The following is a 25,377-nucleotide window of genomic DNA, read 5'->3' on the forward strand; positions in this document are numbered from 1 at the left end:
ATCCTATGTTTCAGCTCACTCGCAGTGTTACCTGGCAGGCACTTGAACGCTTGCGCGACAAAACCGCAAACGACCGCATTCGTGACTACTTCACCAATGACCCGCAGCGCTTTGAGAAAATGAGTTTACGGGTGGGCGGTCTGTTTCTCGACTACTCCAAGCACCATGTCTCCGATGAAGTGCTTACCAAGCTGATTGAGCTAGCCGACCACTCCGCACTGGTACAGCGCCGGGCACAGATGTTCTCCGGGGATATTATCAACGTTACGGAAAACCGCCCGGTACTGCATACGGCTCTGCGTCACTTAGGCGATGAGCCGGTCTATGTGGACGGCGAAGACGTTATGCCGGAGATAACCCGCACCCGCGAGCAGATCAAGCTGTTCTCGGAAGCGGTGCGCAGCGGTGAATGGAAAGGCTACAACGGCAAACGCATTAAAGATGTGGTCAATATCGGCATTGGTGGCTCGGATCTTGGGCCCAATATGGCGGTTCGCGCGCTGCTCAAATACCGCCACCCGGAGCTCCACTTCCACTTCGTCTCCAATGTGGACGGTACCCATATTCAAAAAGTGCTCTCGCGCCTTGATCCGGCGACTACGCTGTTTATCGTCTCTACCAAGACCTTCTCTACCCAGGAGACACTGCTAAACGCCAAAACCGCGCGGCGCTGGTTCCTGGAGAACGCTGGCGAAGACGCCGACGTAGGCGCGCACTTTATTGCCGCCTCCACCAACCGCAAAGCGGCCATGGAGTTCGGCATTCGCGAAGAGAACGTGTTCGAATTCTGGGCTTGGGTGGGCGGCCGTTACTCCATGTGGTCGTCCATCGGGCTGCCGATTGCGCTGTCGATCGGTTTCGAAGGCTTTATCGAACTGCTGGAAGGTGCTCATGAGATGGATAACCATTTCATCAACGCGCCCTTCTCGCAAAACATGCCCGTGCTAATGGCGCTGATTGGTATTTGGTACATCAACTTTATTGGCGCTGAGACCCAAGCCATCGTGCCTTACGACCAGGCGCTGAACCAACTGCCTTCGTTTCTGCAGCAGCTGGATATGGAGTCAAACGGTAAGTCGGTGGATATTTTCGGCCACCCGGTGAACTATAAAACCGGCCCGATTGTATGGGGCCAAACCGGTTCCAACGGCCAGCACGCCTTCTTTCAGCTACTGCACCAGGGCACCCGCTACGTGCCGATTGATTTTATTGCCTCGCTCAAGCCCGAGCCCGGCGTGGAAGACCACCACTTCGCCCTACTGACCAATATGCTCGCCCAGGCCAACGCCTTTATGGAAGGCAGCCAAGGGGACAGCAAAGAGCTCAGTCAACACGACCCCTACAGTTGCCCCGGCAACCGCCCTTCCAGCACCCTACTGCTGGATGAGCTAACGCCAAAAAACCTGGGCGCGCTAATCGCGCTCTACGAGCACAAGGTGTTTGTGCAAGGGGTGATCTGGAACATCAACTCCTTTGACCAGTGGGGCGTGCAGCTTGGCAAGCGCATCGCCGGTGAAATCAGCGAGCGCATCGACACCAACGCAGCTGACTTCGACACCTCCACTCAAGGTCTGCTGGAACTGGTTCGCGCTCACTTCCCCAATGGCGGCAGCGGCGAAAAGGAAAACGCACCGGACAGTGCCGAGAAGAAGCCATCACGGAAGAAGCGTTGAACGGGTAGGTTAGTAAATCGATAGAAAAGCAATGCCTTGGTTTTAGAGAGCCAAGGCGTTTGTTTTTGCATATTTAGGGCAAGCTACATAACTACAATAAACTAGAGAGTCAGAACGAACTTTTTACCGCTTGTGGTAGACGTACTGATCATTGGATGTCCCAGTACATAATATGCTGAGGCCCCGCAGCCCCTCCCAGGTAGTGCTCACCTGTCTCATGAAAGCCCGCCTTTTGGTAACAGGTGTATGCCGCTGGGTTCTTACAGTTTACGGTTAGATAGATGCGGGGGTAGTTCGCATAGTTTTCTTTTAGATAGGGAAACAGCGCTTTTACCGCCGATGTTCCGAGTCCTCTGCCCTGCTGCTTGGCATCAATGAGAAACGCGCGTAAGCCTATGCTGCCTTCCGTGCAAAAATCATAGTCATCAGCGTAGGCTATATCGATTTTGAAGCACCCTATCACCTGATCATTGTGTTTAATCACATGCAGATGCGTAGATTCATTTTTATCAGCGAGAAAGTCTTTAGCAGTTCCCACAAACTTCACTTGGTCATCGTGCACTGTGATACTGCGCACCATGGCGATATCCGATGCATTAAGTTTTTCTAGCTTGATCATCTAATTATTACAGCCTTACAGGGGGCTTCAGAACGCTCATTTGCATTTTCTTTCGCTAGCTCAATAACCGCATGCCCTAACTGAACCGAGGTGGCGAAATTGGGTGTCGTTTGTGGCTTTAGGGAACGATAGGCGCTGGTACGGCTTTTGATACCTGCTTTGGCAATGACTTGGCTATGCCCAAACTGCCCCACATAAGAGCGAATGGCAGCCTGCAAAATGTCGGGGCGCCCTTCCTGTATAGAGTCCCAAGAAGCTTGCTTAATGACGTCCTCCATTTCCTGCACGTTGAAGCTAAGAGCTGCTGTTTTTTGCACACCTTTTGTCACTGCACGTAGGGTGCTCGCAGAAAGTTCATTACCGCTCCAGTTGAGAGCCCCATCCGCGGTCAGTGAGGAGTTTTGCTAAAATATGCTGACAAATCAGCAATCCCCTGGAAACCATCGCTAAAAATTAGCTCTAGTTTATATGGCCCAATCAAATCGACATCAATGATCTTTAGCATACGTCACCTAACTTACCTGGGTTTTCACCAGACAAAATAATACTCATCCTTCCACTTCATCCGGAATCAACGCCAGCAGATCGGTGACACCAATATCTACACCGGCTTGGGAGAATAAAGTAGATGCCTGCCCGCGGTGGTGGGTTTGGTGATTGAAGAAGTGAACGATCAGGCTTGAGTAGCGCCGTTTTGAGGCCACTCCTTTTATGTTGTGATAACTCAACGTGGTATTCAAATCGTCGTCTGTCAGCGCCGCTACCCAGTTAATAATCACGGTATCGAGCCATTGGCGATGCGCTTTCAATCCCTTCAAGTCATCAAAGAGAATCTGATCAAGACGCTCTGGCGTAGGTAGTGCCACCATTACTTCAAGCGTCTTTGCGGAAGAAGAGGCGTGTGTTGCAAACCGTTTGAGCCAAATCGTGTCGGCTACCGCGATGTGGTTCAGTGTGCCAAAAATCGAGCCGAAGAACGCGCCACGCTCTTCAGCTAGTTCAGAGGCGCTCAGCTTACCGGCGGCATCATAGAGGTTAGTGTTCATCCACTGGTTATAAGTGGCTAACTGTTCGAAGTGTTGTTGAAGTGTCATGAGTTAAGACCCAAAAGCAGCATCTATTTAGAACGTTTGAAATATGGGGGAAGAACAGCATCACCGCCCGCCTGCTACATCAATGAATGACCCCGTTACATAAGAGGCTTCGTCCGAGAGCAACCAAGCGATGGTATTAGCCACTTCTTCAGCGCTACCGCCACGCTGCATAGGAATCTGGGGAGCTAAACGATCAACCCGCCCTGGTTCTCCACCATCGGCATGCATATCAGTGTAGATAAAACCGGGGCGAACGGCGTTAACACGAATCCCCGAGCCAGCAACTTCGCGAGACAACCCCTTGGTTAGGGTATCCATGGCACCTTTCGATGCAGCGTAGTCAACATATTCAAAGGGCGAGCCTGTTTGCGAGGCAAGCGATGAGACATTGACGATTGCACTACCTGCTGGGAAGCGCCTGACGGCTTCTCTGGAGCACAGAAAACAGCTGACCACATTGCTATTAAGCACTTGGTTGAAGCGCTCAAGGTCGATATCGACCAGCTTGGATTGAGTAAAAAGAATGCCTGCATTGTTAACCAAATGCGTCACCTTGCCAAAGCGCTCTTCTGCTGCATCAAACAGGTGGATAACGTCAGCTTCACTGCTAACATCCGCTTGATAGGCAAACGCTCGACCACCCGCTCGAATAATGCAATCAGCCACATCATCTGCCAGCTCCCTATTAGCAAGATAGTTCACGCACACTGCATAGCCTTTTGCGCCCAGCAATTTTGCGGTGGCCGCTCCGATACCTCGGCTTCCCCCTGTCACGATGACCACTTTCGACATAACGTTTCCTCGCTGGCTCTTTAGTCACAAACCCACCTTGCACATTAAACCCACGATAGTTCATTGGGTAGCGCCCTTTTCGCTACTGCAAGTTAATTAATTGGCTGGCTATTGATTTCTTGCCACCTTACAACTACTGTATATAAAACCATATCAAAAGAGGTGAACCATGACATCTCTTGGAACACCAAGCTCCTATAAGGGTCGCGGGGCAACGTACGATCCGCACAATCGTTTTGCGCCTACCCGCAGCGAGGAGGAAGATGACGGCTGGTGGCGTGAAGAGGCCTCTACGACTATCGCCACCGAAGTGCGTGAGGAGGTGAGCAAAAGTGCTTTGTCGTGGAATCGCTCGCCAGATTTACCTTTTGATCGCTCGCTGAACCCGTATCGCGGCTGTGAGCACGGCTGCGTTTACTGCTATGCCCGTCCTTCTCACGCCTACTGGGACTTATCCCCAGGGCTGGATTTTGAAACCAAGTTGATTGCCCGCAGCGGATTGGTAGAGCGGTTATCCGAAGAACTGTGCCACCCTAATTACGTGTGCCGCCCGATCAACCTTTCCGGCAACACCGACTGTTATCAACCGTTAGAAGCTACCTACAAAACCACTCGCCGCCTGCTGGAGCTGCTACTGGAGTGTCGCCATCCGGTAACGCTGGTGACTAAAAGCACCTTAGTGCTGCGCGATTTGGAACTCCTGGCGGAGATGGCCGAACACCGGCTGGTGCGCGTGTTTGTCAGTTTGACCAGCCTGGATGCCAACTTGAAACGCACATTAGAACCACGGGCGGCATCGCCTCAGGCGCGCTTGCGGGCCATTCGTGAACTGAATACCGCAGGTGTTCCAGTTGGTGCGCTGATTTCACCGGTTATTCCGGGGCTAACCGATCATGAAATCGAAAAGCTCTTGGAAGCCGCCAGCCGTGCAGGGGCGAGAACCGCCGCCTGGATGCTGCTACGTTTACCCTATGAAGTGGCACCGCTGTTTGAAGCGTGGTTAGAAGCGCACTACCCTGAGCGCGCCGCAAAAGTGATGAGCCTAATGCGTCAGTGCCGTGGCGGTAAAGCGTACGATGCCAAGTTTGGTAAGCGCTTTCGCGGTGAAGGGGTATTTGCCGATTTAATTGCACAACGCTTTGCCCGCGCCAGCCGTCAGTGGAACATGCAGGATCGCACCGAGCAGGGCTTGAACACCGGGATTTTCGCCCACCACGAGCGCAGCAGGATTTATTCATTTAAGCTAAGCAGCACGCGCATAAATCAGCTGCAAAGGAAGCCGAATGCCTGCTCTAAGCAAAACCAAATCGAGTTTTTACCGCCGCTTATACGTCGCCCATTTGATCGAACAAGGTGTCGCCAGTGTGCCGACGTTGATCGAGGCCACCGGTATGCCCCGGCGCACCGCACAGGATACGATTGCATCTCTTGCCGAGCTGGATATCGAGTGCGTATTTACGAAAGATGAGGGCGAGCGTCACAACATCGGCCGCTACCAGATACGTGATTGGGGGCGATAGATCCACGTTGGGTGGCCACACACGCCGAGCGGCTTAAACAGGCGCTTGGCTATGCTATTTAGCCATTATCATTAGACTCTGCCCAGGCCAGCCGTGCAGCGTTGAGGGTAACCGTCAGCGAACTTGCCGCCATGGCGAGTACCGCTACTAGCGGGGGGATCGCCATCAGCACCACCAGCCCGAGTGCCAAGGTATTGTAGAGCGCTGAAAAGAACAGATTCTGAATCATGATGCGTCGCGTACGTTTAGCAATACTGAGCAGTTTGACTACCCCACCCATCCCCGGCGTCATTAGCTGTGCGGAAGCCCCTTCGCGGGCGGCTTCGCTGGCATTTAATGGAGCGATGCCAACATCTGCCGCGGCTAGGCTCAAGGTATCGTTTAAGCCATCACCCCGTAGAGCGTTGGCGATGGCACCCCCTGCAAAAGCCGCGCTTTGGCTTCAGGCGAGCGCTGGGCATAGCAAGCTTCTCTTCCAAGCCCCACCCGTTCACCTAACCAACTAACCGCCCCTGCCGATCGCCGCTGATCATTGCCACCACATACCCTGCATCTAGCAGGTGTTTCACGCTTTTTTCAGCATCTTCCACTGGCTGATCAGTAAGATAGAGCGTGGCTAGCCAGCCTGCACCATCAGCTACCATCACTTGAGTAGCAAAGGCCAGCGCTGTGTCCTCCTCGTGGTCTGGCAGCGCTATCTGATGGCGAGAAAGCCAACCGGCGCTGCCTACCATCAGCCATTCACCGTTGCTCAAGCGCACATGGCGCCCTTCCCCAGGCGCTTCGTTTACGTCCACGCATTGCTCGTGATGTTGATCATGTTGGCTGCCCGACCAGCACGCTAACGCTTGTGCCAAGGGGTGTTCGCTGCCAGCAACAGCGGCTCTGAGCTTGCGCTGCAAAGTGTGCTTATCAATGCCCTCCCGGGCCTGCCAGTGCAGCACCGAGTGGCTGCCAGTGGTTAAGGTGCCGGTTTTATCCAGCGCTACCGAGCGAATGTGAGCCAAGGTTTCGAGCGCTGCCGGGTCGCGTAGCGCAACACCCTGCTGCATGGCCTGGCCACTACCGGCAAGACTTGCCAGCGGCACTGCAAGCCCCACGGCACAGGGGCAAGCAACCACTAACACCGACAGTGCGCGCACAAAGGCATCCTCCCAGCCCAACCCAAGTAGCAGCGCAGTGGGCAGCGTTAGCATCGCTAGCACTAGCGCTAGTGGGCTTAGCCATGCGGCAAAACGGTCAGCGAGTTTCTGCAATTCGCCTTTTTTGGCCTGATAGCGGCGCATTTCGTCACACAGCCGATCCTCGCCGCTTGCCTACCCAGCACTCACCTGCATTACCAGCGGCGTTGTCCCCAGGTAGCGGCAGCCCGCGTAGACCTTCTGTCCTGCATTAAAGTAGCGAGGCTGGCTTTCGCCAGTAAGCGAGGCAGTATCGATCCAACCTGGGGCTTCCAGGATCCCATCAAGGGCTATCAACTCACCGGGCGCTAGCTCGACACGCGTTCCCTTTGTCACTTCATCTACAGGAACCGATCCCAGCGCTCGTTCTGCCAAACCGTTATGTCATCATTAGGAAGCGCCAGGGCATCGAGCGCTTTTAGCCCACGGTGACGGCACAGCGTTTCCACCACCGACCAACCAGTAAAAGCACAATAAGCATCACCGCCGTGTCGAAATAGACCTCGTTAGAGCCGCGCCCTAGTAGCCAAGCCGAGACCACCACCGCGCCGATAACACCCAGGCTAACTAAAACATCCATGCCGGGGCGCTTGGCGAGCAGCGTTCGCCACCCGGCCCGGTAAAACGGCACGCCTGCGAACAGCACGACAGGTAAGGAGAATGCCCCGATACCCACGCCACCACCAGTTCAATCCGCTCCGAAGGCAATGCACCCGCATATATCAATAGTGAAGCGAGCATCGTCCACATGCCGAACAGCGAACCGACCATTAACCTCAGCGTCAGGTAGCGGCTCTCCTCTTCTAAACGTCCATGGGCATCTGCCACCGGCTCAAGTTCCGTAAGCCGATAGCCCAAACGTTTAACCTTTGGGGCGAGCGTTGGGAGCTGGACAGCGGCGGGTGTACCGCTGATGCAGAGGGCTGCACTTGGGTAGTGGACGCTAACCTCATGCACGCCTTCGAGCCTCTTAAGCGAGCCCTCCACGGCCAGGGCACAGCTGGTGCACCACATACCGTGGAGGGTATAGAGCTGCTCTTCCTCTTTGTTAAGCGCATCGCTTACAGGCAAGGCGGATACCAATAATCGGCATTGCAGCAAACACAACGCTTAAGGTAGAGAAAAGATACAGCCCGGCGGAAACAGTGGCATTAAAGCGCAGCCGCCCTTCATGGCGCCTAGCCATGCGGCAACAACCCACTGTTAGCACCCGCCAGTAACGCAATCGCCGCGATACTAACCACCAGCAACATAGCGTTTACCAGGGTGAATACGCCCTGCTCGGGAGCAGGCGGCGCAACTGAGCAGACTATTGCGTGCCCGCCGTAAACGGCTACGAACCAGATACACCATAGCGTTAAGCCAATGACGAAATGTAAGGGATGGGTAAGATGTAACCGCTGCATCGTGATGGACATTAACTTAGCTCCCTATCACACGCGGCAACACGGCAAGCGCGCCCACGAGTATCCAGAACGTCACCAGGTTATAGCGCCACCACTGGGCAACCACGGCAGGCTCGAAAGGCGCATGGGCACCCACATAGCCATAACCTACCCGCAGGCCTGAAGCAGGGTCAGCACCGCGCCTAAACCGCCGTGTAGCAGCGCATAGGCCAGCCCGACCATAATGATCGCATCATGGGAGGTTTCGGTCACCGCCAAGTCTGCACTCAACAGCACCCAAAGCGTTATCGCAACCTGAACAAAGCCTAGGGCACTGATGCAATACATGCCCACAGCCAGCCCCGCATCCTTACCCTGGCGCAAACCGTGCACCAGTTTTTCGAGAATTCCCACGCCAGCAGTTAGCGCCACCCCGGCAAGGATCAGCCCCACCAAGGAGAGCGGTGAGGTCTCAGGCATCCGCCACTCAGGGGACACCGTCCATAGATAGAACCAGCCAAACAGGTAAGAGAGAAAGAACGAACCATTGGCCAGCAGCGTGATCGACATGGCCCATAAGCCTGGACCATCCATGGTGCGCGAGTGCAGCGGTGGATCACCGGGGGCTACCTCTGCATCTGGCGCCGCTTTTGGATGCGCACCATTCTCCCAAGACCAGCGCAGTAGAAATAGTCCGGCCACGACAACGGCTATACCCGCCAGCGGATATAGCCGCGTCAGCAGGCTTAAACACACCACGGCCAATGCCATTGCGGCGAACAGCGGCCACCAGGAGTTACCCGGCAGGTGAATGATTTCCGCACTTTGCCCGTTAATGGGTCGGTGCCCCACATCTCCCGCCGGCCATGGGTAGCCACCGCCAAGCTATGTTGCCCTTCTGCCATGGTGCGCGGTAGATCCGGGTCATCCCATAGTGGGTGGCGCGTATCGATCTTTGGCAGGCTGACAAAGTTATAGGCGCTGGGTGGCATACTGTTGGCCCACTCCAGGGTATCCGCGTTCCAGGGATTATGCTTAGCGGGTTTGCCCAAAACGGAAGTGCAGCGCAAAATCCAGCAGCACCATGGCAATCCCCGCCGACATAATAAAGCTACTCATGGATGACAGCAGGTTGAAAATATCCCAGCCCATGCCCGTTTCATAAGAGTAGACCCGCCGCGGCATCCCCAAAAGGCCAGTCCAGTGCATGATCAAGAAAGTGCCATTAAAGCCCAAAAAGGTGAGCCAAAAGCCCCATTTGCCAGGGTTTCAGAAGGCATTCGCCCTGAAAACAGCGGCAGCCAGTAGTAGAGTCCGGCAATCAGCGGGAAGAACATGCCCCCCACCAACACATAGTGCATATGCGCCACCACAAAGTGGGTATCGTGCACCTGCCAGTTAAAGGGCACCAGCGCCAGCATTACTCCAGTCAAACCTCCACACACGAAGATAATCAGGAAGCCCATGATCCATAGCATTGGAAGCTTCATTTTGGGCTTACCCAGCCATAGCGTAGCCAGCCAGACAAACACCTGAATCGCGGTAGGTACCGCCACCAGCATACTGGCCGCGGAGAAGAATGCTTGAGCCAGTTGCGGAATCCCCACGGTAAACATGTGGTGAACCCATAGTCCGAAACTGATAAAGCCTGTCACGGTAATCGCGAAGACCACCCAGCCGTAACCAACGATCGGACGGCCAGCAAACACTGGTATCAGCGTGGAGACAATGCCCGCCGCAGGCAGGAAAATGATGTAAACCTCGGGATGGCCGAACAGCCAAAATAGGTGCTGCCATAGAATCGGATCACCGCCACCGGTCACTTCAAAAAAGGGCATCCCCACTGCGCGCTCAAGCTCCAGTAGAATACTGCCCAGAATCAGCGGCGGGAAACCGACCACGATCATCAGCGCCATGGCAAGGATATACCAGGCAAACAGCGGCATTTTGTGCAGCGCCATGCCCTGAGTGCGTGTACGCAGTATCGAGACCACCAATTCGACCCCGGCAGAGAGCGCGGAGATCTCAACGAAGGTGATCCCTAACAGCCAGAAATCTGAGCCCAAACCCGGTGAATACTCGCTGCCACTAAGCGGGGTATACATAAACCAGCCGCTATTAGGCGCCATCTCCAGAATCAAACTAAACGATAGGATGATACCGCCAAACAGATAGCACCAGTAACCCAGGGATGTTAGCCGTGGGCAGACCAGATCTCGGGCGCCGATCATCTTGGGAATCATATAAATCGCCAACCCTTCCAGCATGGGGATGGCGAACAGAAACATCATCCCGTGCCATGCATGGTGGTGACTTGGCTATAGATATCCGGCGACATAAAGTCTTGATCAGGGAGCGCCAGCTGGGTTCGCACCAGCATGGCTAACAGCCCGCCGAGCAAGAAGAACGCCATCCCGGTCACCATAAAGCGCAGGCCGAGAGTGGTGTGATTCACAATGGTGAGGGCTTTTAAGCCACGCGGATTGCCCCAGATATCGTGCAAGTCACTGTGCAACTGGTTGGGGCCTGCGATGTTATCGCCTTCTGGGGTCGCTTCACGGTTAATGGTGGTCATGGGGTTAGCGTCTCCAGCCAAGCCCCCAGGGACGCCAAGGTGGCCGTCTCAATATCATCGTGGGGCGGCATTTTGTTGCCCGGTTTTAAGCGTTGGTGGTGCTTAAGCCAGTGGGTAACTGCGCCCTCCTTCATGGCTATTATCCCTGCCCCTAGGCTAGTCCGACTGCCAAGATCAGAAAGATCCGGCCCCTCCTCCCCAGAGGATAGTCCCGCTACCGGTGGCAGCTCGCGCAATGGGTCATAAATGCCTCCCTGGCAGGCTCATGCTGCTGATCGTTTGCAGCTAGCGACGATAATGCTTCCGTTTGACGGGCGGCCAGCCAAGCGTCGTACTCGTCACGCCCGACGGCTTCCACATAGAGTTGCATCTGGGCATGTTGGGCGCCGCAGAACTCTGCGCACTGAGCACCAAATACCGCCGGTTCGTCCGCTTCCAAGCGTATTTTGTTCACTCGCCCTGGGATCATATCGATCTTGCCGCCCAGGCGAGGCACCCAGAAAGCGTGAATAACGTCCGCACCAGTAACGTGAAAATCGACTGGCTCACCAGCGGGCATGATGAGCTGATTTGAAGTCACCACCTCTCCCCTTCTGCGCCGGGGTAGCGCACTTCCCACCACCACTGGTGGCCAATCACTTCAATTACCTCCGGCGGTTCTGCCAGGGGCAACGGTAAAAGCCGCTGGCCGGTGGGCACACCAAAGGCCAGTAGTGCGGTAATGCTGGCCACCGGCAGCACAATGCCACCGCCAATAATCCAGCGACGCGCTATTTTTCGCTCCTCGGCAGGCGTACGTACAACCTCCTTGCGCTTGAAGGTATACAGCCAAAAAGCAGTCACCAGCACCAATACCACAGTGCCAAAACTCAGCATTACCCACCAAATCATCGCCACGTCTCGCGCGGCTTGGCCTGCCGGGTCTAGAATAGACTTATCCCCCGCGCAACCGGCTAATAGCAAGCCGACTAACAGCGCTAGCGGTGTGTCAAGTGAGTTGACCCGCTGCTTGGTTAAGCGTTGAATTATCAGCCTCATCCCTTGAATTCCTTTTTCTGCCCACAGGAAGTGATCATGGCAAAGCCTCGCCAGCGCTCGATTAAAAGCCACGCATCTCTCGCCGGCCATCCGCTTCATCCCGTGATGATTCACTTTCCCGTCGCGGCCCTGATGGCGCTGGTGGCAAGCGATATCGGTTTCCTGCTTAGCGGCGACCCATTCTGGTTGCGCGCCAGCTTGTGGCTGGCCGGTGTCGGCGCATTTGGCGGTTGGATTGCCAGCACGGCAGGCATTATTGACCTGGTCACTGTGCCGCGCATTCGCCGCCTGATTACCGGCTGGAGCCACGCTATCGTCGCGGTGGTGATGCTCTCGTTGGCGTCGCTGAACTGGCTGCTGCGCTTCAACGACCCGAGTGCGATTTTGCCTTGGGGGCTGGCCGTATCGCTGCTCACCGCCGCGTTGATCGCTTTGGCAGGCTGGCTGGGTGGGCAGTTGGTGTATGAGCACGCCGTGGGGGTCGACGTTGAGGATTAAAACTAAGCTGTTAAAAGACACGGCGTTAGCTCCAATCCAGTGGCTTAGCTAACACAAGCCCCAACACACCTATAATGCCCGCTAACGCAACACATAGCGCCGTCCAGTTGGCGGGTTTTACCCAGCGGTAGTGGCCCATCTCAAGGCGCAAGATTAACCAGCCAAAGCTGCCATGAGCGGCGACCATGGCCACCACGGCACCCAGCTTTAAGATCAGCCAGCCGCCCAACACACCATGGATGAGAAATAGCAGCGTGCCCGAGGCAATAGCGACTAAAGCGGCCGGGGTAGCGACTGAGTTATAAAAAAACCGCGGCATGGGCGGTGTGCCCTGAGCGAAGCCCGCGTCTTTGCGAAGCTGCAGTGCCTGGCTAAGCAAGGCGGGCAGATAAAGCAGTGAGCCGCACCAGATCACTAGCGCGGCAATGTGAAGCAGTTTAAGCCAAGGCATCGGGGCTTCCTTGCGTTGCGTAAGGCGGGGGCAGATCACCCTAACCTTAGTCAAAGCACCCCTTTATGGCTAGCCGTTCAACTTACCTGGATCTCATAACCAGTGAATTTGCGGAGATTAATGACCCCACTATCAAGGATCAAATACTGCCCTTTGACGCCTTGCAGCACGCCTTCTACCAGGCTGTTTATCAAAGTTATGCGACACCACTTTTTTGGGAAAAACGCTGACGGGGTAGTGAAAATGTTGCGCTGGCTGTTCCAACAAGCGAATGGCGTCCGCACCATGGGTTTCGCGCAGTTGGTGCAACCCATCGGCTAGCAGGGTTAGCAAACGGTCACGCTCGGCACTTAAATCCATGGTTTCGACGTCGCCCTTGAGCATCGCACGCCAATTGGTGCGGTCGGCCACCTGCTCTTTAAACAGCATTTCGACAAAACCGGACTGCTGACGAGTATCCACTTCAAGAATCGGCAGCGCCTGGATCGCGCCTTGATCCAGCCAGCGGGTAGGCATTTGGGTTTTGCGAGTGATGCCGACTTTAAGCCCCGACGAGTTAGCCAAATAGACGATATGGGGCTGGAAGCAGTGCCGCTCGCCCCACTCCGGCTCACGGCAAGTGCCTTGGAAAAAGTGGCAGGTTTCCGGCTTCATAATGCAGGTATCGCACTGGGCTAGCCGCTTGAAGCAGGGGTAACAGTGGCCTTGGGCAAAGCTCTTCTTGGTTGCTCGCCCGCAGTGGGTACAGGCAATTGCTCCCGTCCACCGCAAACTAAGCGGCTCACCGATACGCTCGTTAAGCGCAACACGGTGCTCACCCGCGCGTAAGTGGTAAACCACCGGCTGATCTTGGCGGCCAGGTAGCGCTGCCGCCATTTTGCTTAAACAGCCCTGTACTGAAAAGCCCGGTACTGCCGCTTCAATCACGCGTGGCATCCCGTGCCAAACCCGCCATTTCAGGCGTTACGCCAGCACCGCTAGCCGCTGCACCGCAGGTACGCTGCTCTAAATACCCTACGCGACTCTCTTCCGGCACGTTGTTCTCCACCTCAAAGCGCATGACGGCTTCCAAGCAGAGTTCGGTCTGTTCCGGCGTTAAGCGGCGACCGTCGGGCCATTTGCGCAGCGATACCGCCTGTTTAAGGCTTTCATAAATCGCTGGGGTCATCTGGTTGATCATTTTTTCGAACGTCATTTCGCTCATTGCAGGCCTCTTAACGGTTTTTCAAACGGCGGGATGAATAATACCAGCCTGTGACAAGCCCCACGAGTAGACCGCCCAAATGTGCTTCATTAGCGACATTGCCAAAACCAACGCTGCCCGCCATATCAGTCATGGTGAACACCATCCAGCCGAGCATAAAGACCACCAGCATTTGCGGTACAAAGAAGCCGCTTTGGGGCACCCTGCGTGACATCAACCAAACGTGAGCCAGTAAGGCATATACCACCCCGGACATGCCACCGAATAGCACGGTGCCGGTCGCGTACTGCGCCACATTCGCGCCAACGCCCGCCACAATCAACAGCAGTAACATGGTACGGCTGCCTTGGAGTGCTTCAATCTGACGTCCGAAGTACCACACCCACATCAGGTTAAATATTAAATGCATCCAGCCAAAGTGCAGAAAAGCAGGCGATAAAAAGCGCCATACTTGTCCTGACGTAAGCGTTTGAGACAGATTACCGAAGACCAGCTCACCCCCTGAAATACCTATCGGCACGATGGTTAGAGTGACAATCAACTGGTCACCAAAAACACCAATCAGGGCAAATACCACCAGACTAATGACAATCATCAGCGCCGTTACCGGCACTTGCTTTAGCGATGCCAAGAAGTTGGTCATGGTGCGCGGGCGCTGAGCAGCCTGATGAAGCACCAGGGGTTCGCCCCGCTGCCAGCGCTCTAGCAGTGCTTTAAGTTCGCCAAGCTGGCGTGGGTCGGCTATCCATAGCAGTTGGCCGTCCGCTTCATCGGTAATGCGGTGACCAATGCGGTGGCGCCAGAGTGCCTGGCGAAGTTCACTGGTATCCGCGTGATCGGGCAGAAGCATCACTGGATGCATGACATCCCTCTAATCAAAGCGCTTGCGGCATGCTGACCGCAGCGGGTAGCTATTGAAGACAACTACTGAATGAACCACACGGTTGCCAACAAACAGGCAAAAAAAACCGGCGGTGGGAACCGCCGGAGAATAAAAGCAAGGGATCATTCAAGGGAACACTTACTCAGATGGCCGGCGGCAGGGTTAGTTCAGCCGTTTTGAAAAAAATATGTAATTTTATGTAATAAAAAGAAACAACTGTTAATCAAAGTCGATTTCCCAGGGTTTGGGCAGCGCCCTTTCCTCTTTTGGTACCTTAATCCACACAAAATGGTCGGCATTTAATACTCTCTCACCACTCCAGCGATAAGCCACTAAACGCCCATATTTCACGGCACTGTAATCTAGGCAGGCAATATTATGTGTCGGCAGTGCCGGTATGCCTTCACACCAGTAGTGGCCGATAAACAACGGCGGCTGCTCTGGCCCGTAGTAGCTAAGTTTCTGGCGCTCTTCGTGGGTCAATGCGCGCGTTTCAAGGTCGCCGGGCAAGTTATCCGGTTGAAAGACGACATCACCCCACTGCTGAGGTGCCTGGGCCCAAAAGTGGGCGCGAAAGCTTTGTCTTGTAAAGCCATCGCCAGAGTGTATCGCAATACCTTTGGGTAGTGAGACATGAGGGCCCCGGGTGAGGCGGTCTAAAATTCGAAACGCCTGGGTTTTGGAGTTGGTGGACTCAATCAGAAACTGTGTGTCCATGCAGTAATCAGGGCGGCGCTGTTTCAGCTCTTCAATCAGCGCCTCATCCCAGCAGGCATGCACCACGCGGATACCATCGATTTCCAAGCACAAAGGGATGGTTTTAAACCACGCCAGGGTGTCTTCCCACTCGTTGGTGTAGTCGCGATACTGCTCTAGGGTGTCCTGAATAATACGATTATGCCGCGGCGTATGTTCGCGCAACCAGCGTTTGTGGCTACCTGCAGGCCCAGGATGGGTATACGCCAGGGCGTTATACTCGTGATTACCCATGACGATATACGCTTCGCCCTGCTCGACCATTCGCCGGGCAATGGTCACTGCCAGGCGAATTCTCGGGCCACGATCAATCAAATCACCGAGGAAAATCACTTTGCGACGCGGGTGGCGATAGACGCCGTTGCGCTGGTGGTAACCCAATTTTTCCAGTAGTGAGGCCAGCGTAGCACCGCAGCCGTGGACATCGCCAATGAGGTCGTATCCCTCCATACTCAATCCCCCAACCGATGGCTCCAGCCTAATTTGCTGCGCAGCACTTCGTAAAAATTATGCCCGATGGGGTGCACCAGCTGGATACGCTCAGGCTTGCGGGTAATCACCAGCACATCGTTGGGCTTGGCTACCGCGCGAGTTTGTCCATCGCAGCTGATATGCGGGTAGGACTGGTTGGTTTCGCCAATGTGAATACGTATTTCACTAGCGGCATCGATCACAATGGGGCGACTCGACAGCGTATGCGGGAACATCGGCACCAGCGTCACAACATCCAGTTTGGGGTGCATGATCGGCCCGCCGCCAGAGAGCGCATAGGCCGTAGAACCGGTGGGAGTGGCAACGATCAAGCCATCGCTGCGCTGGCTATACACAAACTGACCATCGATAAACAGCTCAAACTCTATCATGCGCACCGCTTTACCGGGGTGCAGCACGACTTCGTTCAAGGCATCGCCATTACCTACGGCAACGCCATTACGGTAGAGCACAGTATCGAGCAAAAAACGCTGTTCAACCTCAAACTCCCCCGCCAGCACTTCACTGACGCGGGTTTCCAACTCATCTGGGGAGATATCGGTAAGAAACCCCAAGCGGCCCCGATTAACGCCTAAAATCAGCGTACCGCTGCGGCATAGCGCACGCGCCGCGCCAATAGACTGCCATCGCCCCCTACCACAATCACCAAGTCACACAGCTCGCCCAGCATGCGGCGGCTGGCTTCCGGCTGACCATGGTGCGGTATGACAGTAGCGGTGCGATCTTCCACTAATACCGAGTAGTCATGGGCGACTAGGTAGGTTACCAACCGCTGAAGGGAGTCGACCACTTTGTCACTCCCCAGCCGACCAATCAGCCCAATAGTTTTAAAGGTTCTGCTTGATGGATCGCTGGAGGGCGCTGACTTAGCGTCTGCTGATAAGGTGTTGCTCATGGGCCGACTCTCGCTAACATAAGTCGCCATTATGGGGACACCTCAGCTATCGGGCAAATAGGCTTAGCTAACGGCTACCTGACGACGCTGGCACCACCAGTGATTGAGCCATAGGGAGGCGGCCATGATAAGTGCCCCCAACAGCAAACGCGGAATATCCGCATCGCGGTTCCAAATCACTAGATTGACGATTAGCCCCGCCGGCACCAGCGCATTATTCATAATCGCTAAAGTGCCTGCATCTACTTTGGTGGCGCCCTGGTTCCAGGCAAAATAGCCCACGCCAGAAGCCACTAGCCCCAACCATGCGAGCACGCCCCACTGTAGTGACGTGGTAGGCAGTGCTGCGCTGTTACCAAAGAGTAAATAAGCAGGCAGGGCCACGACCATCGCGCCAATAAAGAACCAACCAAACACGTTGTGCCACGCCAGGGTAGGTGGCAAATCAGCGGCTAAACGGCGATAGCCTACCTGACCAAGCGCGAAACAGAGGTTGGCCCCCTGCACAACTAAAAAGCCTGCCCAGAAACCGCTATCAACGCCGTCATAGCGAATCACCCCGCCCCAACGACGGCGAGCAGTGCAGTCACGATATAAATCGGCGTAAAACGCCCAAACAGCAGATCATCCAGTAGCGCGATATAAATAGGCGTGAAGATAGTAAACAGCAGCACTTCAGGTACCGACAGCAGCAGAAAGGATTGATAGAAGAAGGTGTACATTACTCCCAGCTGTATAGCACCTAAGCCCATAAGCGCCAGCCGGTGCTTACCCCGCAGAAGGCTGGGTCTTAAAAAAGGCAGGAAGACCAGGGTAGCAAGCGTTACCCGCAAAAGCACTGCAAAGTAGCTGTCGACCTGGCCCGCCAAGTAGACGCCTATCAGCGAAAATGAGAACGCCCATAGCGCCGTGACGCCTATCAAATAACCCATCGTAAACCCCGACTTGTAAATTAGTTTACCGGGATTATACGCACCTGGATCAGGCTGCCAAGTAGTTAACGTCTGCAAGGGTCTTTAGTTAACGCTGCTGCAACCACCAAAAAGCATACACGACACCGGGCAGCCAGCCCGCTAGGGTTAGCAACACAGCTACCCCTACTCGCTTACGACCACCATCAGTTAGCCCTACCGCCAGCGGCGGCAATAGTAACGCAAGAGCATAGTAGGCGAATTTTAACGCTCCAGGCTCCGGGACAGTTTGTTCCGCTTGCTCTAAGGGCGTCGCTTTAGGCGGCGTGGCTTTGGCAGACGCGGCTTCGGCAGGCGCTGGATCAACGTTAGGCGTCGGAGTGAAGTGCTCCACTGAGCTGGAGGCTGGTTCAGCCGCGGCCTTAGCTGCCCGCTCCTGGGCAAGTCGGTGGGCTTCTTTATCAATTTTTTGCTCTAGGGTTTCAGCCCCTTCTGCCAGGTCATCGTGATAACGCTCCCAATCCTCCCAGTCGTGAGGCGTCCCCGATTTTGGCCGCTGGTGACCGGAACCCCGCGCACGCTCCCAGGCCTTCTCTTCCAAGGTATTTGGCCGGTCAGGGTCGCGGTCGAGCCCTACCCCTTTGCGGTTTAAGTACTCACGTGCATCCATGAGTAGCTCCTTATTTCGTTAACTTGCAGGTCATTTGAGCAGTTAGAAAATTAACAGCTTAGAAAATTCAGTACTTATAGCGTTGAAAAAACACGGCTTGCAGTTAGAACACAGCGGCTTAAATCGCCTACAGTGAAAGTGTTGAAGCTACTTTAGCACTTAGCGACGACTTATCAGTTCGCATAATTTGCGATACCCGATTTGCCATAGCGCTGAATACGATGAGCGAGGAGCGCCCACCATGAATAGAGCAACCCCTAGCATCGTCCGCGATATCATGTCCCGTGATTGCTACCGCGTTTCACCCAACGCCTCGATAACAACCTTGGCCAAGGGGCTGGCACTGCATCGCCTGCCTGGCGCACCGGTTGTGGATGAGAGTGATCGTTTAATCGGCTTTATTTCGGAGCAGGATGTCATGGGACGTGTGCTGGACAGCATTTATCATGACGATGAAGCGCCCCTGGTGAAAGAGATGATGCGCCACGAAGTGCTCAGCGTCTCTCCCAATAAAAGCATTACCGACCTAGCCCAGGAGATGCTAGGCCCTAAACCCAAAGTCTACCCAGTAGTGGAACAGCAGCGTCTAATAGGAATTGTGACACGACGTGATATCCTGGTAGCGCTGCTGGCTATACGTCGCCACTAGCAGAGTGCTTAACGGTTTCAAATCAGGTGTCGAAGAACAGTTGAGCTTTAGACAAAAAAAAGCCGCTACTCAAGAAGTAGCGGAAGCAAGGGATCAAAACAAAGAGCCAGGACAACAACTTTAGCGACTGCTATCGCGATGCTGCCTGTACATACTCAGACACGCTATGAAGTAAAAGTTCGCAAAAAAGTAAAATTTTCGACCCTAGCGGCGCCAAGCGTATAATAACGTAGCTATTTATTAACGGACGACGCCCAGGAGCAGAGCGAATGGCGCTGTATTTATTAGTGTTTGGAGTCTGCTTACTCGTGATTGGTGCGGTAATGCTGGTGCTGATGACGTCAAGCACCCCACGTTACCGTACTGAGCCTAAAGATTTACTGGCGCTGTTTGATAAAGCGCTCAGCAGCCAAGTGAGCGAAACCGAGTGGAACGCGATAATCGGTTACCCTATTCGGCACAACGAGTACTTGGACGGCATCAGACGCCGTGCCGCACACCTGATGGAACAGCACGGCCGCCGTTGGATGGTTGCCCAGGGCAAGCCGTTGCTCAATCAAGAGGGACAGGCAGAGCTTCAGGCCCTTCGCGACCATTTATCCGCCCACACTGCCCTTCGCCAGCAGTAGCTGTTGTGTTTTGAAGGCGTATTGCGGTTCAGGAGACCTAATGCAATTCAGGAGAACTGCATGCCCAGTACCATTCGACAAATACCACTAGCTAGCGCTACACATCACCACACACATGATTTTCATCAGATTGTGATTACGCTATGCGGCTCTTCAGAATTTGAAATTGAAGGCTTGGGTGGGCGAGTAAATGCATTCTCGGGCTGTATCGTGCCCGCTAACCACGAGCACTACTACTCAGGTTACGGCCATAACCGGCAGTTAATTTTCGATCTTCCCGAAGACGCCCCTGCGCTAACCGGTGAGAACCGCGAACTGGTAGCACTATTCGATGCCCCACGCTTTTTTGGCCTGGATAACGCACTGCGCCACTACCTGGAGTTTATGCAGAGCGAACTTGCTCAAGGGTTTGATGCGTCGACTAACTCCTTTCAGCAAGACCGTTTAGCCGCCACGTTACTGGGCTCACTAAAGGCCCGACTAGGCACTGCCGCCAGCAGTACTCAGCAGCGCCTGGATTTGACGCGGATTAACCGTTTTATTCGTCAACATCTCGCTGAAGAGCTCCGCGTCGCTGATCTAGCGCGGCTCGCCTGTCTAAGCGAAGCGCATTTTTCCGACTGCTTCCGCGCTCAAACGGGGCTTTCGCCCTGGCAGTACGTCAAGCGCCAACGTCTACATGCGGCCCGTCAACTGATCCTGCAAAGCCGCTTGCCCCTCACCGATATTGCGATTCAAACCGGCTTTGCCAACCAAAGCGCGCTCTCTCATGCATTTCGCCGCAGTTACGGATTATCGCCGCGGAAATTACGCCAGGCAGATGTACCACCGATCTCGATTAACCCATCAAACGCTGCTTTAGGGTCAGTAGCAGGCCAGTAAAAACTCTACTAAAGTCGTATAAAGGCTACTCTTGCCGCGGAATTGACACGTTTTGCCCTGAAATCAACATACACCAAAGGTAGCTGCACTCTACATTCGCTTATTTGCTTGGGCGAAATGCCCTGTTACCCATTTGTTCTGTTCAGACTTTCGGGGGCTTCAATGCTCAATGCCAACCACATGCGTGACCCTGCCATCTGGCAAACCGATCTCGACACCCTCATGGCGCGCGTTAGCGACCACTACCTAGTGGACGAAAATAGTTACGTCAGTGAACTGATCGAGGTGCTGAATGCCAACCGCGAAGATTTCGCCCGCATTGAAGCCAATACCGCTGCGCTGGTTGAGGACGTCCGTAAGATGGACACGGCTGTCGATACCATCGACGAACTGTTACAGCAGTACAGCCTGGATACCCATGAAGGCCTGATGCTGATGTGCCTTGCGGAAGCTATGCTGCGCATCCCCGATAAAGCCACCGCCGACGCCTTGATCGAGGACAAACTCGGCCCCGCCGATTGGCAGTCTCACCTAGGTAAGAGCGAATCCTGGATGGTCAATGCCTCTACCTGGGGCTTATTGATGACTGGACGTGTGCTGAAAATGGATCACCCTAAGGAGGGTCAGCCCGCCAGCTTTATTAATCGCATGGTCAATCGCATGGGCGAGCCGGTTATTCGCCGTGCCATGTACGAAGCGATGAAGATCATGGGCAAACAGTTTGTACTGGGCCGCGATATCAATGAAGCCCTCAAGCGCTCCAAACCACTGTTCAATAAAGGCTACACCTACTCTTACGATATGCTGGGTGAAGCTGCGCGCACCCGGGACGACGCACAGCGCTATTTTGACGACTACGCACGCGCGATCGAGCAAGTGGGAAAAACCTGCAAAACCTTAAGCGATAAGACCCCGGCGCCGTCGGTCTCCATCAAGCTCTCTGCGCTCCACCCCCGTTATGAGTTTGGCCGCCGCGAGCAGGTGCTAGCTGAGCTGGTCGACACCGTTATCAAGCTAGTGAGCAAGGCGCGCGAGCTGGATGTGGCCGTTACGATTGACGCTGAAGAAGTTGATCGCCTGGAAATTTCCCTGGAAGTCTTCCGCGCGGTTTACGAAAGCGCAGCCGCCAAAGGCTGGGGACACTTTGGCTTGGTTGTCCAAGCTTACTCCAAGCGCGCCCTGCCGGTGCTGCACTACATCAATCGTTTGGCCGACCAGCAGGGGGATGAGATTCCGCTACGCTTGGTCAAAGGCGCCTATTGGGATACTGAAATCAAAGAGTCCCAGCAGCTCGGGGTTGACGGCTACCCGGTGTTTACCCGCAAAGCGGGCACCGATGTTGCCTACCTCGCCTGTGCACAGTTCCTGCTTTCTAACGATACCCGTGGGCGTATTTTCCCTCAGTTCGCGACCCACAACGCTCACACGGTGACGACGATCCTGGAGTTCGCCAACCGCGACAGCCGTCCGTTCGAATTTCAACGCCTACACGGCATGGGTGAAGCCCTTTATGACGCCGCGCTTGAGCGCGCACCGAAAGGCACCTACTGCCGCATTTATGCCCCGGTGGGAGCACATAAAGACCTACTGCCCTACCTGGTTCGTCGCCTGCTTGAGAACGGTGCCAACTCATCGTTTGTTCACCAGTTGGTCGACCCGGATGTACCGGTCAAGTCGCTGTGTCAGCACCCGGTTGAGACCCTGCATCAGCAGAAAAACCTGGCCAATGCGAACATTCCATTGCCCAAAGATATTTACGGCCCTAAACGACGCAACTCTCGCGGGGTCAACCTGAACATTCGCAGCCACTACTACCCGCTGATGGAGAAGATGGCCGCGTTTATGGACAGGCAGTACCCGGCCAAGCCGCTGCTGGCCTTTGATGTTGCCGACGACACGGCTAATACCCATAGCGTCACCAGCCCTTATGACCGCCGCAAAACCGTGGGCAGCGTGCAGTGGACTAGCAAAGAGCAGGCAACCAAGGCCCTGGATGCTGCCTGGGCCGCCTTCCCCCGCTGGGATGCTACGCCCGTGGCTGAACGTGCCGCTATCGTGCGTCGCCTGGGCGATTTGATGGAAGAGCATATGGCGGAACTAATGGCACTCTGCTCCCGGGAAGGTGGCAAGCTACTTACCGATGGCGTCGATGAGATCAGAGAAGCCGTCGACTTCTGCCGCTTCTATGCCATGCGCGCAGAAGAGGACTTTGGCGAAGCGATTGTGCTGCCCGGCCCCACCGGCGAATCCAACCGCTTGATGATGGGCGGCAAAGGCGTATTCGCGGCGATTAGCCCCTGGAACTTTCCAGTGGCAATTTTCTGTGGCCAGATAGTGGCCGCGGCAGTGGCTGGTAACACCGTACTGGCCAAACCGGCGGAGCAGACCTCCATTATTGCCCACCGGGTCATAGAGCTGCTCTACGAAGCCGGTATGCCCCGGGATGTGGTTCAGCTACTGCCCGGCGATGGCCCGACGGTAGGCAGCGTGTTGACCTCCGACTCGCGGATTACCGGCGTGGTCTTTACGGGTGGCACTGACACCGCACAAATTATCAACCGCGCCCTGGCGGCAAGGGAGAACGCCCCGCTGCCCACGTTAATCGCCGAAACCGGCGGCATGAACGCCATGATTGTCGACTCCACTGCCCTGCCCGAGCAGGTCGTGGTGGATGTGGTTCAATCAGCCTTCCAGAGCGCCGGGCAGCGCTGTTCGGCACTGCGCGTATTGTATCTGCAAGACGATGTTGCCGACCGAGTGATCGAAATTCTCAAAGGCGCCATGAACGAGCTACACATTGGCGACCCCCGCGAACTGGGAACCGATGTTGGTCCTGTCATCGACGAAGACGCCCGCAAAGGCCTGCTGGAGCATATCGAAAAACTCAAGGCTGAAAATCGCCTTGTCGCTGAAACGCCAATGGCCGCTGAGCATACCCAGGAGGGTACTTTTGTAGCCCCCGTCGCTTTCACTATCGACAGCATCGATGCGCTGACCCGCGAGCAGTTCGGGCCAATCCTGCATATCGTGCGCTACAAATCTAGCCAGCTTGATAAGGTCATCAACGACATCAACGGTCGCAACTACGGCCTGACGTTTGGCGTGCACAGCCGCAACGAATCGTTTGCCGCTGAAGTCGCCCAGAAAATGCGCGTGGGTAACGTGTACATCAACCGTAATATCATCGGTGCCGTGGTGGGCGTGCAGCCGTTTGGTGGTCAAGGCCTTTCAGGCACTGGCCCAAAAGCCGGCGGCCCTCACTATCTGCAGCGCTTTGTCACCGAGAAAACGATTACTAATAACACCGCCGCCTTAGGCGGGAATGCGTCGCTGTTGGCGCTAGGCGATGAGTGAACTACTCATCAACATCACTAACCTGAACTCCTGAACAGGAAACTATCTCATGGTCGAAAATAATATAGGGATCGTTACATACAAAGGCACCACAGACCTTTCTGTCTTCATCTATAGCGGGCTCACCAGGGCCAATAACATGGATATGAAAAGGGGCTAACAACAACAAGACTGCGCCACTACCGTACTCTTCTCGGTATGCGCACTAACCTGTCGGAGCTAGCTCCGTCCTGAATAATTGGAGAAGTTACATGGCTATAGGTGTTTGGATCAGTCTCATTGCGTACTTTGCGCTAATGGTTGCCATCGGTATTTATGCGATGCGCAAATCCACCTCTTCCTCTGAAGATTACATGCTGGGTGGTCGTACCCTCAGCCCAAAAGTAGCGGCCCTGTCGGCCGGTGCGTCAGATATGAGCGGCTGGTTGCTGCTGGGCTTGCCCGGTGCAATGTTCGTCTCGGGTTTAGGCTCGGCGTGGATCGGTATTGGTTTGCTCGTGGGGGCGTTATTCAACTGGATTCTAGTCGCCCCTCGTCTACGTGAACAGACGGTTCACTACGGCAACGCGATCACCATTCCGGCTTTCCTGGCAAACCGCTTCCCAACGCGGTCAATGTCACTGCGGACAGTCTCCGCTGTCGTCATCGTGATCTTTTTCGCAGTCTATACCGCGTCAGGCCTAGTGGCAGGCGGCAAGCTGTTTGAAAGCGCGTTTACTGGCATTTACAACTTCGGCGATATGAGCAACTACGCCATGGGGGTCATGATCACCCTGGGCGTGGTGCTTATTTATACGGTTGTCGGCGGCTTCCTGGCAGTGAGCATGACGGACTTCGTGCAAGGCTGCATCATGATGCTAGCGTTGGTGATCATGCCAGCGGTGGTGCTGTTTGGCGAAGGTGGCGGCGGCTTATCGCAGGCAACACAGACCCTGAATGAAGTCGATCCCACCCTGCTTTCCTGGACGTCGGGGCTGACCTTTATCGGCTGGCTTTCTGCGGTGACCTGGGGGCTGGGTTATTTCGGACAACCACACATCATCGTGCGCTTCATGGCGATCCGCACACTCAAGGATGTGCCCATTGCCCGCAACATTGGCATGGGCTGGATGCTCATCTCGCTGATTGGTGCCGTTTCTTTGGGCATCTTCGGCCGGGCCTATGCGATCCGCAACGGTATTGATGTCCAAGTGTCATTTTCAACAATTGTTGCGACTAAACAATAA

23 protein-coding genes and 8 pseudogenes are annotated in these 25,377 nt (G+C 55.0%); 9 read left to right on the top strand and 22 right to left on the bottom strand.

Annotation, left to right across the window (positions count from 1 at the left end; all coding sequences use genetic code 11):
- Positions 1 to 5 precede the first annotated feature (5 nt).
- On the top strand, positions 6 to 1,673 hold the full coding sequence (pgi, locus tag FDY98_RS14805) for a glucose-6-phosphate isomerase (RefSeq protein ID WP_027958687.1): 1,668 nt from the start codon (positions 6 to 8) through the stop codon (positions 1,671 to 1,673).
- Between the two features lie 148 nt (positions 1,674 to 1,821).
- Here the strand turns inward: pgi and FDY98_RS14810 are convergent, their stop codons facing one another.
- The 4 genes from FDY98_RS14810 to FDY98_RS14825 all read right to left on the bottom strand — a co-directional run bounded on the left by FDY98_RS14810 (position 1,822) and on the right by FDY98_RS14825 (position 4,178).
- Positions 1,822 to 2,292, bottom strand: coding sequence for a GNAT family N-acetyltransferase (locus FDY98_RS14810; protein ID WP_027958686.1), 471 nt, complete (start codon positions 2,290 to 2,292; stop codon positions 1,822 to 1,824).
- Positions 2,289 to 2,609: a hypothetical protein gene (locus FDY98_RS28230; RefSeq protein WP_231500655.1), complete on the bottom strand. Its 321-nt coding sequence runs from the start codon at positions 2,607 to 2,609 to the stop codon at positions 2,289 to 2,291. The genes FDY98_RS14810 and FDY98_RS28230 overlap by 4 nt, the downstream gene beginning before the upstream one ends.
- 231 nt (positions 2,610 to 2,840) lie before the next feature.
- Complete coding sequence (locus tag FDY98_RS14820) at positions 2,841 to 3,386, bottom strand: DinB family protein (protein ID WP_027958685.1); 546 nt, start codon at positions 3,384 to 3,386, stop codon at positions 2,841 to 2,843.
- A gap of 60 nt (positions 3,387 to 3,446) precedes the next feature.
- Positions 3,447 to 4,178 carry an SDR family oxidoreductase gene (locus FDY98_RS14825; protein WP_027958684.1) on the bottom strand — a complete coding sequence of 244 codons (732 nt, stop codon included), beginning with the start codon at positions 4,176 to 4,178 and terminating at the stop codon, positions 3,447 to 3,449.
- Between the two features lie 169 nt (positions 4,179 to 4,347).
- Here FDY98_RS14825 and FDY98_RS14830 point away from each other — a divergent pair.
- Positions 4,348 to 5,420, top strand: a pseudogene (locus tag FDY98_RS14830) (PA0069 family radical SAM protein).
- 41 nt (positions 5,421 to 5,461) lie between these two features.
- Positions 5,462 to 5,760: pseudogene (locus FDY98_RS14835) on the top strand (winged helix-turn-helix domain-containing protein).
- Here FDY98_RS14835 and FDY98_RS28235 read toward each other — a convergent pair.
- The 10 genes and pseudogenes from FDY98_RS28235 to FDY98_RS28270 form a co-directional block, all read right to left on the bottom strand.
- Complete coding sequence (locus tag FDY98_RS28235) at positions 5,757 to 6,071, bottom strand: hypothetical protein (RefSeq protein ID WP_340146576.1); 315 nt, start codon at positions 6,069 to 6,071, stop codon at positions 5,757 to 5,759. The pseudogene FDY98_RS14835 and the gene FDY98_RS28235 overlap by 4 nt on opposite strands.
- A 121-nt stretch (positions 6,072 to 6,192) precedes the next feature.
- Positions 6,193 to 7,215, bottom strand: a pseudogene (locus tag FDY98_RS28240) (HAD-IC family P-type ATPase).
- An 82-nt stretch (positions 7,216 to 7,297) separates the two neighbouring features.
- Entirely contained in the window at positions 7,298 to 7,459 is a 162-nt protein-coding gene (locus FDY98_RS28245) for a hypothetical protein (RefSeq protein ID WP_340146577.1), read from the bottom strand.
- Positions 7,447 to 7,950 carry a cation transporter gene (locus tag FDY98_RS28250; protein ID WP_340146578.1) on the bottom strand — a complete coding sequence of 168 codons (504 nt, stop codon included), beginning with the start codon at positions 7,948 to 7,950 and terminating at the stop codon, positions 7,447 to 7,449. The genes FDY98_RS28245 and FDY98_RS28250 overlap by 13 nt, the downstream gene beginning before the upstream one ends.
- 107 nt (positions 7,951 to 8,057) lie before the next feature.
- Positions 8,058 to 8,297, bottom strand: coding sequence for a hypothetical protein (locus tag FDY98_RS28255; RefSeq protein WP_340146579.1), 240 nt, complete (start codon positions 8,295 to 8,297; stop codon positions 8,058 to 8,060).
- A 135-nt stretch (positions 8,298 to 8,432) separates the two neighbouring features.
- Positions 8,433 to 9,116: a hypothetical protein gene (locus FDY98_RS29590; RefSeq protein ID WP_442907932.1), complete on the bottom strand. Its 684-nt coding sequence runs from the start codon at positions 9,114 to 9,116 to the stop codon at positions 8,433 to 8,435.
- A 183-nt stretch (positions 9,117 to 9,299) separates the two neighbouring features.
- Positions 9,300 to 10,839 (bottom strand): annotated as a pseudogene (locus FDY98_RS29595) (cbb3-type cytochrome c oxidase subunit I).
- Positions 10,836 to 10,973, bottom strand: a complete 138-nt coding sequence (locus FDY98_RS28260) for a hypothetical protein (protein WP_340146580.1) — start codon at positions 10,971 to 10,973, stop codon at positions 10,836 to 10,838. Before FDY98_RS28260 ends, FDY98_RS29595 begins: the two are co-directional and overlap by 4 nt.
- A gap of 80 nt (positions 10,974 to 11,053) precedes the next feature.
- Positions 11,054 to 11,419 carry a cytochrome c oxidase subunit II gene (locus FDY98_RS28265; RefSeq protein WP_340146581.1) on the bottom strand — a complete coding sequence of 122 codons (366 nt, stop codon included), beginning with the start codon at positions 11,417 to 11,419 and terminating at the stop codon, positions 11,054 to 11,056.
- Complete coding sequence (locus FDY98_RS28270; protein WP_340146582.1) at positions 11,416 to 11,877, bottom strand: hypothetical protein; 462 nt, start codon at positions 11,875 to 11,877, stop codon at positions 11,416 to 11,418. The genes FDY98_RS28265 and FDY98_RS28270 overlap by 4 nt, the downstream gene beginning before the upstream one ends.
- A gap of 36 nt (positions 11,878 to 11,913) precedes the next feature.
- Between FDY98_RS28270 and FDY98_RS14860 the strand changes: the two genes are divergently transcribed.
- Complete coding sequence (locus tag FDY98_RS14860; protein WP_022522999.1) at positions 11,914 to 12,375, top strand: DUF2231 domain-containing protein; 462 nt, start codon at positions 11,914 to 11,916, stop codon at positions 12,373 to 12,375.
- A 25-nt stretch (positions 12,376 to 12,400) separates the two neighbouring features.
- On the opposite strand, the gene FDY98_RS14865 is transcribed toward FDY98_RS14860, so the two are convergent.
- The 8 genes and pseudogenes from FDY98_RS14865 to FDY98_RS14900 all read right to left on the bottom strand — a co-directional run bounded on the left by FDY98_RS14865 (position 12,401) and on the right by FDY98_RS14900 (position 18,637).
- Positions 12,401 to 12,826: a CopD family protein gene (locus FDY98_RS14865; RefSeq protein ID WP_022522998.1), complete on the bottom strand. Its 426-nt coding sequence runs from the start codon at positions 12,824 to 12,826 to the stop codon at positions 12,401 to 12,403.
- A gap of 77 nt (positions 12,827 to 12,903) precedes the next feature.
- Positions 12,904 to 13,702: pseudogene (locus tag FDY98_RS14870) on the bottom strand (DUF2797 domain-containing protein).
- A 43-nt stretch (positions 13,703 to 13,745) separates the two neighbouring features.
- Entirely contained in the window at positions 13,746 to 14,030 is a 285-nt protein-coding gene (locus tag FDY98_RS14875) for a YeaC family protein (protein ID WP_022522996.1), read from the bottom strand.
- A 10-nt stretch (positions 14,031 to 14,040) separates the two neighbouring features.
- Complete coding sequence (locus tag FDY98_RS14880) at positions 14,041 to 14,892, bottom strand: rhomboid family intramembrane serine protease (RefSeq protein WP_009287098.1); 852 nt, start codon at positions 14,890 to 14,892, stop codon at positions 14,041 to 14,043.
- A gap of 240 nt (positions 14,893 to 15,132) precedes the next feature.
- Complete coding sequence (locus FDY98_RS14885; protein WP_027958679.1) at positions 15,133 to 16,119, bottom strand: metallophosphoesterase; 987 nt, start codon at positions 16,117 to 16,119, stop codon at positions 15,133 to 15,135.
- 2 nt (positions 16,120 to 16,121) lie between these two features.
- Positions 16,122 to 17,056 (bottom strand): annotated as a pseudogene (locus FDY98_RS14890) (NAD(+) kinase).
- Positions 17,057 to 17,119: 63 nt separating this feature from the next.
- Positions 17,120 to 17,988 (bottom strand): annotated as a pseudogene (locus tag FDY98_RS14895) (carboxylate/amino acid/amine transporter).
- Positions 17,989 to 18,076: 88 nt separating this feature from the next.
- Positions 18,077 to 18,637: a YqaE/Pmp3 family membrane protein gene (locus tag FDY98_RS14900; protein WP_009287102.1), complete on the bottom strand. Its 561-nt coding sequence runs from the start codon at positions 18,635 to 18,637 to the stop codon at positions 18,077 to 18,079.
- 241 nt (positions 18,638 to 18,878) lie between these two features.
- Here FDY98_RS14900 and FDY98_RS14905 point away from each other — a divergent pair, with 241 nt between their 5' ends.
- The 5 genes and pseudogenes from FDY98_RS14905 to FDY98_RS14925 all read left to right on the top strand — a co-directional run.
- The gene (locus tag FDY98_RS14905) at positions 18,879 to 19,286 is read left to right on the top strand and encodes a CBS domain-containing protein (protein ID WP_022522993.1); all 408 of its coding nucleotides are present in this window, start codon (positions 18,879 to 18,881) and stop codon (positions 19,284 to 19,286) included.
- 269 nt (positions 19,287 to 19,555) lie between these two features.
- Positions 19,556 to 19,915, top strand: coding sequence for a hypothetical protein (locus tag FDY98_RS14910; RefSeq protein WP_022522992.1), 360 nt, complete (start codon positions 19,556 to 19,558; stop codon positions 19,913 to 19,915).
- A 60-nt stretch (positions 19,916 to 19,975) separates the two neighbouring features.
- Positions 19,976 to 20,797, top strand: coding sequence for an AraC family transcriptional regulator (locus FDY98_RS14915; protein ID WP_027958677.1), 822 nt, complete (start codon positions 19,976 to 19,978; stop codon positions 20,795 to 20,797).
- 162 nt (positions 20,798 to 20,959) lie between these two features.
- On the top strand, positions 20,960 to 24,151 hold the full coding sequence (putA, locus tag FDY98_RS14920; protein ID WP_035538310.1) for a bifunctional proline dehydrogenase/L-glutamate gamma-semialdehyde dehydrogenase PutA: 3,192 nt from the start codon (positions 20,960 to 20,962) through the stop codon (positions 24,149 to 24,151).
- A gap of 251 nt (positions 24,152 to 24,402) precedes the next feature.
- Positions 24,403 to 25,341, top strand: a pseudogene (locus tag FDY98_RS14925) (sodium:solute symporter family transporter); the annotation flags it as partial.
- Between the last annotated feature and the right edge of the window lie 36 nt (positions 25,342 to 25,377).

It is taken from the genome of Halomonas sp. PA16-9 (genome assembly GCF_009728585.1).
Taxonomy (GTDB): domain Bacteria; phylum Pseudomonadota; class Gammaproteobacteria; order Pseudomonadales; family Halomonadaceae; genus Vreelandella; species Vreelandella titanicae.